Source organism: Sphingomonas sp. UYAg733, from assembly GCF_054057355.1.
This window is the reverse complement of the sequence record NZ_JBSRZE010000006.1, coordinates 38,733-49,904: the sequence shown is the minus strand read 5'-3', so window position 1 is coordinate 49,904 and position 11,172 is coordinate 38,733. Positions and strand designations below refer to the sequence as shown.

Annotated in this window: 12 protein-coding genes; 3 read left to right on the top strand and 9 right to left on the bottom strand. The window is 64.2% G+C overall.

Annotated elements, in window-relative coordinates; genetic code table 11:
* Positions 1 to 61 precede the first annotated feature (61 nt).
* Positions 62 to 586, top strand: a complete 525-nt coding sequence (locus ACVWZA_RS12130; RefSeq protein WP_457311471.1) for an ECF-type sigma factor — start codon at positions 62 to 64, stop codon at positions 584 to 586.
* Between the two features lie 53 nt (positions 587 to 639).
* Here ACVWZA_RS12130 and ACVWZA_RS12125 read toward each other — a convergent pair whose 3' ends face one another.
* Positions 640 to 3,135 (bottom strand): serine/threonine-protein kinase, encoded by a 2,496-nt coding sequence (locus tag ACVWZA_RS12125; RefSeq protein ID WP_457311469.1) that lies wholly within the window; start codon positions 3,133 to 3,135, stop codon positions 640 to 642.
* A 200-nt stretch (positions 3,136 to 3,335) separates the two neighbouring features.
* Between ACVWZA_RS12125 and ACVWZA_RS12120 the strand changes: the two genes are divergently transcribed.
* Complete coding sequence (locus ACVWZA_RS12120) at positions 3,336 to 3,716, top strand: ribosomal maturation YjgA family protein (protein ID WP_457311468.1); 381 nt, start codon at positions 3,336 to 3,338, stop codon at positions 3,714 to 3,716.
* A gap of 89 nt (positions 3,717 to 3,805) precedes the next feature.
* On the opposite strand, the gene ACVWZA_RS12115 is transcribed toward ACVWZA_RS12120, so the two are convergent.
* Positions 3,806 to 5,059 (bottom strand): YncE family protein, encoded by a 1,254-nt coding sequence (locus ACVWZA_RS12115; protein ID WP_457311467.1) that lies wholly within the window; start codon positions 5,057 to 5,059, stop codon positions 3,806 to 3,808.
* Between the two features lie 416 nt (positions 5,060 to 5,475).
* On the opposite strand from ACVWZA_RS12115, the gene ACVWZA_RS12110 reads away from it, so the two are divergent.
* A complete protein-coding gene (locus ACVWZA_RS12110) occupies positions 5,476 to 6,573 on the top strand; it encodes a hypothetical protein (RefSeq protein WP_457311466.1) in 1,098 nt (365 codons plus the stop codon).
* 30 nt (positions 6,574 to 6,603) lie between these two features.
* Here ACVWZA_RS12110 and ACVWZA_RS12105 read toward each other — a convergent pair whose 3' ends face one another.
* From ACVWZA_RS12105 to ACVWZA_RS12075, 7 genes are all read right to left on the bottom strand, one after another.
* Entirely contained in the window at positions 6,604 to 7,350 is a 747-nt protein-coding gene (locus ACVWZA_RS12105) for a ThuA domain-containing protein (protein ID WP_457311657.1), read from the bottom strand.
* Between the two features lie 215 nt (positions 7,351 to 7,565).
* Positions 7,566 to 8,165, bottom strand: a complete 600-nt coding sequence (locus ACVWZA_RS12100) for an HD domain-containing protein (protein ID WP_457311465.1) — start codon at positions 8,163 to 8,165, stop codon at positions 7,566 to 7,568.
* A 73-nt stretch (positions 8,166 to 8,238) separates the two neighbouring features.
* A complete protein-coding gene (locus ACVWZA_RS12095) occupies positions 8,239 to 8,799 on the bottom strand; it encodes a helix-turn-helix domain-containing protein (RefSeq protein ID WP_457311464.1) in 561 nt (186 codons plus the stop codon).
* A gap of 58 nt (positions 8,800 to 8,857) precedes the next feature.
* Positions 8,858 to 9,205, bottom strand: coding sequence for a hypothetical protein (locus ACVWZA_RS12090; RefSeq protein WP_457311463.1), 348 nt, complete (start codon positions 9,203 to 9,205; stop codon positions 8,858 to 8,860).
* 123 nt (positions 9,206 to 9,328) lie between these two features.
* Positions 9,329 to 9,580, bottom strand: coding sequence for a YrhB domain-containing protein (locus ACVWZA_RS12085; protein ID WP_457311462.1), 252 nt, complete (start codon positions 9,578 to 9,580; stop codon positions 9,329 to 9,331).
* 40 nt (positions 9,581 to 9,620) lie between these two features.
* Positions 9,621 to 9,932, bottom strand: a complete 312-nt coding sequence (locus tag ACVWZA_RS12080; protein WP_457311461.1) for a hypothetical protein — start codon at positions 9,930 to 9,932, stop codon at positions 9,621 to 9,623.
* An 11-nt stretch (positions 9,933 to 9,943) separates the two neighbouring features.
* Complete coding sequence (locus ACVWZA_RS12075) at positions 9,944 to 11,137, bottom strand: toxin glutamine deamidase domain-containing protein (protein WP_457311460.1); 1,194 nt, start codon at positions 11,135 to 11,137, stop codon at positions 9,944 to 9,946.
* Positions 11,138 to 11,172 lie beyond the last annotated feature (35 nt).

Genomic DNA, 11,172 nt, shown 5'->3' with positions numbered 1-11,172 from the left:
TAAATTGGCGCGGCCAGTCTCGTGGCGCTGCGTAAGACGTAAAAAGGCGACCGGACCGGCCATGCCCGATCAAGAAAATTTTACCGGCGGATCCGATGTGCTGATCGAATCGCTGTATCGCGAGCTGAAGGTGATCGCGCGGCGCGAACATTTCCGCGCCGGCGCGCCGCAAACACTACAACCGACCGCGCTGATCAACGAAGCCTATGTGAAGCTGAGCAAGCATGACGGCTTTGTCAGCCACCGCCATTTCCTCGCCTGTGCGGCGACCGCGATCCGCCACATCCTGATCGACGCGGCGCGCGCGCGCATCGCGGGCAAGCGCGGCGGGACCAAGGTGTCCTTCACCGAAAGCCTGGATTCGATGGCGGCGATGGTGCCCGACGATGCCGATGTCATGCGCCTTGGCGATGCGCTGAAGGCCTTGTCGAACGTCGACCCCAATCTCGCGCTGCTGGTCGATTGCCGTTTCTTCGCCGGGCTGGACGAACAGGAAACCGCCGATGTGCTCGACGTCAGCGTGCGCACCGTGCGCCGCTGGTGGGTCCAGGCCCGCGCCTGGATCCATCACGAGATGGCGGCTTAGGGCGGATGACCGTCGATTAACTCACAGAATGGGCTGATCGGAACTCTGCCTACCTATCCCGCCGCCGCCCCCGGCCCTGCCGCATCGATCCGCGTCATCAAGGCGGGAAAGCTCTTCAGATAGGAAACCCCCGGCGGGCCGAGGTCGCGGAAGATCGCCGCCGCCTTGTCCGCCGCCGCGCGCGCTTCGGGCACGCGGCGTTGGTTGAGCAGGGTAATCGCCCGCGCCCGCTCGACGATGCCATGGGTCACTCCGACCTTTTTCATCGCCGCGATCCGCGGGTCCAGCTCGCGCAGCTGCGCGGTCGCGCCGGCCGTGTCGCCGGTCTCCGCCATTGCCTCGACCAGGTTGGCGCCGATGATCAGCGTCGGCAGGGCGGTCGGGCCCAGCTTGGCGGTCGCGATCGGCATGGCCTGGGCGAAGACGTCGCGCGCCTCGCCGAATTTGCCGCGGATCAATTGCGTCCGCCCGAGTTGCAGCAGATCGACCGCGAGCCCGGCGGAATCGCCGAACACCGACCGGCGCCGCTTCGCCACCGCGCGGAAGATCATTTCGGCTTGCGCGACCTGGTCCAGCTTGAGCAGCCGCACGCCCTTTAGCTGCGTGATCGCCAGCCCCTGCATGCTGCCTTCCTGCCCGGTACGCTTCAGCACAGCATCGGCGCGCGCGAACACCGCCGGCATCGCGTCGAGCCGGTTCGCCTCGACCATATAGACCAGCAGGTTGTTGTAGAGCGTCAGCAAGTCGCGATGGTTTTCGGCATAGACCCGGTCGGCGACCGGCAGGTTGGTCGACAACAGGCCGATCGCCTCGTCATAATTGCCCTGCCGCCGCGCCAGCTGCGCGCGCCCACTGGCCATTTCCAGCAACTCACCCTGGAAGCGCGTCGGATCGGTGCGAAACACGGCGTCCGCCGACGCGAGCAAAGCCGCCATGTCGCCATCGCGATTGAGCGCCCCGGCCGACGATGCCAGGCGCAGCTTGATCTCCGCGATGGATACCGGATCGTCCTTGCCGATGCCCTTCTTCAACGCGCGCTGCAGCAGTGCATCCGCGCCCGTCGCATCCTCCAGATTGAAGTAAAGGTCGGCCAAGGTGGTGATCAGGGTCGCGGACTTCGCGCTGGTATCGAGCGAGTTGACCAGCCGCTGCGACGTGCCGTCGAGCATTTGCTTGACCGTCGCGTCGCTGCCGCTTTCGGTATCGGCGGTTTCGCGGAACATCACGGTCAGCAGGCGCACGATCGCTTCGGACCGGCGCGCCTCGGTCAGCGCCATGTCGCGCTGGATCGCGGTCTTGCGCGCTTGCCACGCGACCCCCGCGGTGCCGATCAGGATCGCGATCAGCGCCGCCGCCGCGCCGCCCACCGCCCAGCGATAACGCCGCACGAACCGGCCGATCATGTAGCGCGTCGATCCATTGCGCGCATTGACCGGCTTCAATGTCTGGTGGCGCAGGATATCGTCCGACAGGTCGGCGACACTGCGGTAGCGATCGGCCGGCGCGCGCCGCATCGCCTTCAGGATGATCGCGTCGAGATCGCCGGCGATGCGGCTGGCCGGCACCGGCGCGCCTGGCGCTGCGGCGGCCTGGCTCGGCACCGGGGGTTCGCTATGCAGCACGCGGCGGATGATTGCCGGGATCGATGTACTGCCGCTGCGCCACGGCCCTTTACCAGTGACCAGTTCGAACAGGATCACGCCCAGCGCATAGACGTCGGTCGCAACCGTCGCGGTATCGCCGTCGAGCTGTTCCGGCGCGGCATTCTCCGGCGTCAGCATCGCCTGCGTCGTCGCTGGCACCACCGCTGTGTCGTCGAGCAGCTTGGCGATACCGAAATCGAGCAGCCGCACATTGCCATTGGTGTCGATCAGGATGTTCGACGGCTTCAAATCGCGATGCACGATCAGGTTGGCATGCGCGTAGCTGACCGCGTCGCACACCTCACGCACCAGATCGAGCCGGCGATCGAGCGTCGCATCATTGATCCGGCACCATTCGTCGATCGCGACGCCGTCGACATAATCCATCGCCATATACGGACGCCCGTCCGCCGCGATGCCGCCGTCGATCAGCCGCGCGATGCCATGATGTTCGAGCCGCGCGAGCAGTTTTCGTTCGCGCGCGAACATCGCGCCGCGATCGGCCGCTTCCGCGCGCAGCATCTTGAGTGCGACACGCTGATCGAAATCGGCCGCGCCGCGATGCGCGAGATAGACTTCGCCCATGCCGCCCCGGCCGATCAGCCGATCGACCACGAACTGGCCGACCTGCTGCCCCTGCGCGAGCGAGCTATACCCCCCGCCCGCCTCCTGCTCGTCAAGCGTCGGCGGCGACAAATCGAGGATGCCATGGGTGCCCGATGCGGCGAGCAACTCGCGCACTTGCCGCGCGACCGTGTCGCTGACGCGGGCGCGGGCGAGCGCCGCCGCCTGTTCGGCCGGAGCGAGATCGACCAGTTCGTCGAACAAGCGCTGGATCGCGGCCCATTCCTGTTCGGTGGCCTTCACCATGCCGCTCGCGCCCGCGCCGCCGACGAAATTCCGCACGCATCCCCTGCGATCATGGCCATCATTCGTCTCCCCCCGAAGACCGCAGGATAGCGCGCTTCGGACAGGAGTAAATTGCCCTCACGCCTGCGGCACGACGTTGCGCGCGCGGCGCTGCATCCGATCACCACCGGCCAGCATCGCTTCCCGACATAGCCGCGCTATACGAACGGTCGATTCCACTAGCTCAGGCAGTCCGAATGACCCTCCGCCCCGGTTACGCGCTTGCCGCGATCGCGCTGTTCGCGCTGGAGATCGCCATCGCGCTGTTCGTGCATGATCGCCTGATCCGGCCGCATATCGGCGATAGCCTGGCCGTTGTCCTGCTCTATCTGGCGCTGCGCGCGGCAACGCCGCTGCGTGTGTCGCCCGCTGCCGCACTCGCGCTCGCCATCGCCTTCGTCATCGAGTTCGGTCAGCTTTTCGGGCTGATCGGTGCACTGGGATTGCGCGACAATATTGCGGCGCGGTTCCTGCTCGGCGCCGGTTTCGACCCGAAGGATTTCATCGCTTACACCGCCGGGGCACTGGTCGTGCTGGCAATCGAGAAAATGCGTGGCCGGGAAATCCTGTCTCGCTAAAGGCATTTCGCGCAGGTTTAAACGACCATTCCCGTTAGCCCCAAACGAGGCGTAATTCCGGTCAAGTCCATCCGCTCCGGCGGCCAGTCTCAGCGGCCGGCGATGCCGTGACCGACCGGCCCGCCATCGGGCAGCACCAGCGGCGGCATCGGCCGCGTCAGCCGGTCGCCCGCAATGCGAAAGACATGGACGCTGCGATCGGCGATGCTCTCGGCGAACAATGTCCTGCCATCGTCGAGGAAGCCGACCCCTTGCGCCCATCCACCGATCGCCGCCTCGGCCACGCGGACCAATTTTTTGCCCTTGATCCGCAGCAGCACGACCAGGCTGGTCGGCGCATAAAGCGGATCGCCGGATGCGACGGTGCTCATATTCTGCACCGCTGCGGCAACGTACCGGCCATCGGGCGAACAGGCCGCGCCCTCCGGCGACGGGCCGACCGTCGCGGTATCGACGATGCGCGGCGCGGCGCCGGTCAGGTCGATCAGGCTGACCGTATCGGCATCTCCCGACACCGTGCCGTAATTGGCGACGATCGCCATGCCGGTCGCGCCGCAATAGGACACGATTGTCGGATAGACGCCGGTGCCGATCTCACGCATGGCGGGCAGGCGCGGCTCGCCATCGACGACCCTGAACACGCCGACCTTGTTGGTGCCGGCAAAGCTGACCAAGGCGCTCAGCCCATCGGGCGCGATCGCCGCCGCAAGCAGCTTCGATCCCTTGGCGAAGTCGATCCGGGTCCGCACGCTGACCACGCCACCGACGATGCGCAGTACGCTGACGCTGTCATTGTCGCCATGCGGCGCGAGCGCAAAGCTTGCGTCGGGCGAGAGCGCCAGCGACGAAGGCGCGGCGGCCAGCGTCAATGTTTGGGCGACGCGCGGGACCGCGCCGGCAAGGTCGATCAGCGACACGGTGCGGTTGGGCACGAACGCGCCCGCCTCGACCCGCGACGATGCACTGGCGAGCGCAAAGCGGCGGTCGCGCGCGATGACCACCGACGATGGCGGGCCCATGAAGCTAGACGGCACCAAGACCTTGCCCATTGTGCGCGCCGATTTGCGGCCAAACTCAAGGAAAACCACCGAATCCGGCGCCGGTGCCGCCGGCGGCGCGAGTTCGCCATTGACCATCACCGCCTCGGGATCGACCGCGATGCCGACCAGCTGCGCCGCCGCCGGCATGGCGACAAACATCCCCGCCACTCCGGCCAGCGCCAGCGCCCGGCGCAAAGTGGCGCGTCCCGATCGACCTACGGACAACGGATCGTTTCGCGGCGCATCGAACATCAATGGTCCCTTCGACAGGAAGAACGGCAACGCCGGTGATCGCAAAAGCACGAATGCGCGCCATTTCGCTGCGACGGATTATGTAATCAAATTACAGGGACGCAATAGATAATTACACGAAGGGCGACGGACCGGCTGGCTCGCCCGTTCGATATGACGGCGGAGCATCAAGATATTCGGGGCGCAGCCGCGCAGGCCTGATGTGACCGGTTCACGCGGAGCCCGTGGGCGCGCGGAAGAGGGCCGTTGGTTTTGCCGGCGCTTCGCAACGACAAATCGTCCGTGAGCGAATCGGCGTGCAATGGTATGATGGCGGTGGCCCATATGATCTCCGCGTTTCCGCGCGAACCATTTCGTCCGCGCCCCAAGCCGCCGCTCCTACGATCGCATGACGGCACGCCGCACGGCCTCCGCCATCACCCCGGCAACCGGCGCGATCTTGTCCGCAGCCGTGGGGAGATAGTCCGATGCCGCACCCGATCCGAATTTCGCTGATGCTCGCCCTGGCGTGCGGCGGGGCGGTGTGCGCGGCACAGGTGCCCGTGCGCAAGATCACCAGGCCGCTCGCCAAGCCACTCATCCCGCGCCCCCTGCCCCAGACGGGACCGGTGCGCACGATCGATTCGGCCAGGCTGATCACCGAATTCACCACGTTGAAGAATGCCGAAAAGGAAGGCCCGCGCAGTTACATCGCCCGGCCCGGCAAGATGAGCGCCGCACTGGTCAAGGCGAGGATCTCCACTCAGTTCGCAACCTTCAAGCGCAAACCCAAGCTGATCGGCACGATCATGGTGACGGTCAGGATGCCCGGCGTGGCCAGCGTCAACGGTGCGAAATCCGGCACCTTCGAACCCGGCAATGGTTATGAAATCCGCGGCAGCGGCTTCGGGACGCAGAACGGCTCGGTCGTCTTGCGCCACGGCGGACGCAACATCGCGCTGACGGTCGATCACTGGTCGGACGGGCAGATCCTCGCCACTATGCCCAATGACGGTAGCGTCGACGGGCTGAGCGATGCCGACCATGTGGAACTGGACGTCGGCCCCGCCGGCAAGCCGGTATTGAAATCGAACGCCTATGGCTTCCGCGCCGCGCGCGCCGATCAGGCGCTGTCGATCAACGACGCGATGTTCAGTTTCGACCCGGCCAAGATCAATGTCGCCGGCGTCCCGATCCCCACCGCGATGGGCCCGACCACCAAGCGCTTCGAGGATGGCTATTACAAGGTCCGGCGCGAAACGAAGGACGATATCGACGGCAAGCATTGCATCAAGCCGGGCAGCGACCGCATCAGCTGGGCTGGCGCCGGCCTGCGCCCCGGATTCGAGGTGACCGGTTATTACTGGTTCCACACCAACCAGGTGGCGGGCCAGTCGGGCCGCACCACCAGCACACCGCGCGGCGATTACAGCCTGACCTGGGAGGGTGATGCGGTGCGCGTGGGCTATGGCGCGATGCGGTATTACGCGTCACCGATCTTCGGGTTCGACGGACGCGGCGACTGCACCTCCAGCTACCGCGTGCAGCTTATCGTCACCGGCCCGCGCGGCCAGTCGCCGAGGTGATCTTCGGCGCCCGATATGAAGGGGCCGGGCCTACCGCTTCAGCACCCAGTTCAGCCCGTTTTGGAGTTGTTTGAGGAACCAGGGATCCCGATAGGATTCATCGGTGTGGCCCATCGCCGTGTAGAATATGCGCCCGCCCTCGAACTCCTGGCTCCACGCCACGGGATTGGGGTTCACGTCCGCCTCGCCGATCGACGCCGGATCAATCGTCGCCAGCAAGTGCAGCCGGGGGTTATAATCCTCGAAATAATACCATTCATCGACATGGCGGGTGACCGGCGCCAGCCCCTTCATCGCGGGATGCCTGGGATCGACCACCGTGATCGTGCCTTCGGGCGTTCCCTTGGGATGGCGCTGAAAGCGCGCGCCGATCATCCGACCGTACCAGGGCCAGTTGTAATGCGAATCCGCCGCGGCATGGATGCCGACCACGCCGCCGCCGCGATGGACGAACGCCTCGAACGCTTCGCGCCGCGTGCCGGTGAACCATTCGCTCGCCATATCCCTGGCGCTGGTATCGCTGAGCAGGATGATCGCCTTCACATCCTTCAGCCCGTCAGTGCTGAATATGTCCGGATCCTCGCTCGCGATCATCGTCATACCGGCACGCGCGCCCAGCATCTTCAATGCCGCCACGCCAGCCGGGATCGATCCATGTCGCCAGCCGGTCGATTTCGAGAAGATCAGCACGCGCGGCGCCTCCTTCGCCCAGGCGGCGCTGCCCGTCAGGGCAACGGCGCCGACAAGGATCAGCAGCGGGCGGCGCAGATATCGCATCACTGGATGTTTCCCTTTTTATCCCGACCGACACGGCATCTCAGCTATAACGGAAGAGTGGCCCCGATATCGGCGGACTTCCGACCCCGGCGAAATTCCCGTCTATTTCGACGAACTTCGATGTTTGCGAGTAAAAATACCAGCCTTTTTCCGGATCCAGTGTGAACTGCAGATAATCCGCGCATGCACCTCCAGCTACCGCGTGCAACTCATCGTCACCGGTCCGCGCGGCCAGTCACCGACCTGAAGAACCGTTCGACCAGGACGCGTGCATGATCCCATAACCGCGGCGAACCACGCTCGATCACCGGGCCGTAACGCGCCATCACCTGCGCTTCGCTCACGCCATTCTCGGTCCAGGTGCCGCCGCCGGTCAGCGTATTGAGCAGCAGCGGCTGCAACCGGTCGAGCCCCTTGGCGAAGCGCGCATTCGCCGTCTCGCCAGCCTCGAATTCCGACCACAGCGCCAGCATCGCGTCGCGCTGCGCATCGGGCAGCAAACCGAAGATCCGCGCCGCCGCCGCACGCTCGGCCAAAGCGAGCGCATCCAGATCGTGCGTCCCATGGATCGGCGCGTCGCCGGCATCGATCTCGACGATGTCGTGGATCAGCAGCATGCGGATCACAGTCGCGGCATCGACCCCTGGCTCGCCCTCGGCCAGGACCAGCGCGAACAGCGCGAGATGCCAGCTATGCTCGGCCGAATTCTCGCGCCGGCTGCGGTCGATCAGCGGCGACTGGCGCATCACCGATTTCAGCGCGTCGATTTCGGTGAGGAAGGCGATCTGGCGGACAAGGGGCGTTTGGTCGGTCATGCCACCGCATTACCGCCGACCTGTGCCAAGCTCCACGAATGAAATATTCGCAGGCCGGCAGAAAGTGGGGCGATCAGGTGAAAGCGACCGTCGTCACCAGCCGCCCCATGCGTCCATCGGCCAGCGCGATCCGTTCCCAGCCGAGGATGCTCGGCAGGATGCGGATGTCGCGCCTGCCGTTCCCGCTCGTCGGAACCCGCACCGGATCGGGCCGGTCGAACCATCCCGCATCGTCCAGCCCCTGCTCCGCCGCGACGATCTCCGGCGTCGCGAAGCGCCATAGCGACGCACCGACATAATCCGCCGCAGCCACGCGCCATTCCGCTTCGCGTGAGCGCGACGCGGCAAGCAACACATGCGTCGCATCGCAGATCAAATGAACCGGCGCGGCGGATTCGAGCACTAGCCGCCGCAGCGCCGCATCGGCCGAACCATCGGCCCGCGCCGCGATCAACGTTTCGATCCGCCGACTCAGGTCGGGCGCCGGGCGGTGCAAACCGCTCTCCCATCGCGACACCATCGCCTGCGTCACGCCGAGCAGGTCGGCGACATGGGCCTGTTTGATCCCGCGCAGCGCGCGGAACCGGCGCAGGCGGCGACCGATGGCAGGGAGGGTGGATACTGGCTGGTGCATGCTCTTGCCTGTAGCGATCGGCAGTCGACGATCAAACCTCGGCGCCTGAGCTCAACCGTCAGAACGGGTCATCCAGCGTACAATCGTCGCGCTTCAGGTCGAGTTCCACCGATGTCAGGAATCTGATGACTTCCCCGCCATTCAGATAACCGGCGGCGAACCGTCGCAGCAACGCCTGCCGATCTTCGGTAGGATGCCCGAAAGCGCCGATCAGGGTTTCGCGGCTCAACAGGCAATAATAGGGCCGGACCACGCCATCCTTTATGCCGACGGCGGCATAACCTTCCTCTTCTTCATAATTGGCGGTAAAATATAAAACGATGCCGCTCGCCGACTTTCGGGCGCCGAATTGCTCGGGGTATCCGCCGGAACGATAGATGAGCTTTGCCCTTGCCGTCCCTGACATGGGTTCCTTCCGCTTCATCGCCATAACTGAGTTCGACGTGATAATGTGCCGATCCGGTAACGTTCGAATGTCACGCCTGCCATCGTCCAAGCAGTATCGACCCATCGGCGCGGAGCGAAGCAATCATCTGGCAATTTTGGGTCGAGCGGGGCCAACGAACGAACCATCCTTAGCTATCAAAATCGGTGGGCTTCCCACCACAGCAAAATTCATGTCGCCTGTTTCGACAAACTTCGATGTCTGCCAATAAAAATACCAACCCTGTTCCGTATCCAGAGTGGAGCTATCCACGATAACATATCTATCCCCTTCAACAGGCGGAGCATTGTCCTCGATATAGCACTCAGCCAGATCCCTCGCTTCATGAATATCCATGTCACAAGCCTCCTTGCAGCGCCCCGACACAGATCAGCCGTCACATCTTCTGTGAGGAAAAATAGTCTGACATGAATTGCAGATAGTCCGCACATTTCTGCGGATCGTCGGACAGATCATAAACCTGCCTGAAGTCCCCGGCCTTGCTCACCGCATAAGCCCACTCGCCACGCATCGCGCCCTCCGGCGGTATATGAATGTCCTTGTTCCTGAAGAATATCCAGCAATTCTCCGCCTCCATAACCAGTCCGCTCAACGGATCGATCGAAGGGTCGGCCATGAAGAATTCCAGCGCTTCATGTGCCTGTTCGCGCGCGATTTGCTCCGCCTGCGCCAGATCGATTATGGCCATCTGCGACTTCCTTATCTTATCCCGAGCTTGACGATGATGTCCGGCTTCAATTTTACAATATGGCCGGATTGGCTATCAATGAAGTAGACGCGACCATTGCGATTGACGACATTGATGGCGTGTTCGAACGGACCGGCTTGCTTGATCCGAACGACCCCGATGGCGCCCTCGCCGGCATCGAGCATTTGCTTCTCCGCATCGGCGGCGGTCGCCCACGGCCGGAACCCGCCTCCAACTGACGGCAATAGATCGTTCGGCCCTCCATAGCCTCGTGCCGGCTCCGCAGCAGCCTCGATATCGTGGCCCAGCAGCCGGCGTGTCGTAGCATTGACGCAGGACACACAGTTTATGTTTGTGCCCAACGCGCCCGCCGGAGAATAATGAGGATTAACACCCAGCAGTTCGGGAAACTCCGCGTCAAACCGACGCATATCAGTATAGATGTGGTCGGCCGCACTGCCCAGCCGGCGCCCAGCACCACCCATTGGTACCTTCGCCGTCAGGGCGGCCATCGTCACATCAGCTGCCAGATCGCGCTTCTCCTGTGGCGTCCGAAGATGCCTGGGATCGATCAGCCAGGGATGTTCGGCATTATTGGCCTCGATTGCCCGGGTCAGATAGATATCGTCAGACTCCGGAAATAGCGGCCGAAACAGTCCCGAGATGAATCCCCTTTCCGGCGCCGTCAGTGCGTCGAGCGCGAGCATCGCGGCCTGCACGCCCGGATTGTTCGCCATCTGCGCGCGCGCTTCCGGCGTATCCTGCAAAAGGCCATGGCCTAATCGCTGGCGCGATTCCCGCGCGCTGATCCGCGCATCCTGCATGGCCGTGTCGAGATATCTATGCAGGGGTGACCGGTCGTCGGGCGGCGCTGCCGAAACCGACGGCTCGGCGAGACTTCCGTTGCGCATCTGATCGGCGAAATAGGCCAGTTGCGCCACCGCCGGATTGGGCGGGATCCGGAAACCGACAGACGGGTCCTCCAGCTCGTTGGCATGACCCCTGATCGCACGAACCTGGCGATCCACTTCCGCCTGATAGGCAGGATTGTCCGATCTGATTTTCGCTTCCATGAAGTCGGCGAAGCGTAGCAGGGCTTCTTTGTTGTACCCATGCTCCTCGGCGACCTGCACCGCGGCCATGGCCGGGTCAAAGTCCTTATTGTGGCCGGCAATATATTCTGCCGCCTTGCCCATGCCGATCATGTCGATGACCGTCAGCGTATACGCCCGTCCCTTAC

Coding starts and splice junctions, on each gene's coding strand:
- ACVWZA_RS12130 (WP_457311471.1), top strand. CDS start 62: ATGCCCGATCAAGAAAATTTTACCGGCGGATCCGATGTGCTGATCGAA.
- ACVWZA_RS12120 (WP_457311468.1), top strand. CDS start 3,336: ATGACCCTCCGCCCCGGTTACGCGCTTGCCGCGATCGCGCTGTTCGCG.
- ACVWZA_RS12110 (WP_457311466.1), top strand. CDS start 5,476: ATGCCGCACCCGATCCGAATTTCGCTGATGCTCGCCCTGGCGTGCGGC.
- ACVWZA_RS12105 (WP_457311657.1), bottom strand. CDS start 7,350: ATGCGATATCTGCGCCGCCCGCTGCTGATCCTTGTCGGCGCCGTTGCC.
- ACVWZA_RS12100 (WP_457311465.1), bottom strand. CDS start 8,165: ATGACCGACCAAACGCCCCTTGTCCGCCAGATCGCCTTCCTCACCGAA.
- ACVWZA_RS12095 (WP_457311464.1), bottom strand. CDS start 8,799: ATGCACCAGCCAGTATCCACCCTCCCTGCCATCGGTCGCCGCCTGCGC.
- ACVWZA_RS12090 (WP_457311463.1), bottom strand. CDS start 9,205: ATGTCAGGGACGGCAAGGGCAAAGCTCATCTATCGTTCCGGCGGATAC.
- ACVWZA_RS12085 (WP_457311462.1), bottom strand. CDS start 9,580: ATGGATATTCATGAAGCGAGGGATCTGGCTGAGTGCTATATCGAGGAC.
- ACVWZA_RS12080 (WP_457311461.1), bottom strand. CDS start 9,932: ATGGCCATAATCGATCTGGCGCAGGCGGAGCAAATCGCGCGCGAACAG.
- ACVWZA_RS12075 (WP_457311460.1), bottom strand. CDS start 11,137: ATGATCGGCATGGGCAAGGCGGCAGAATATATTGCCGGCCACAATAAG.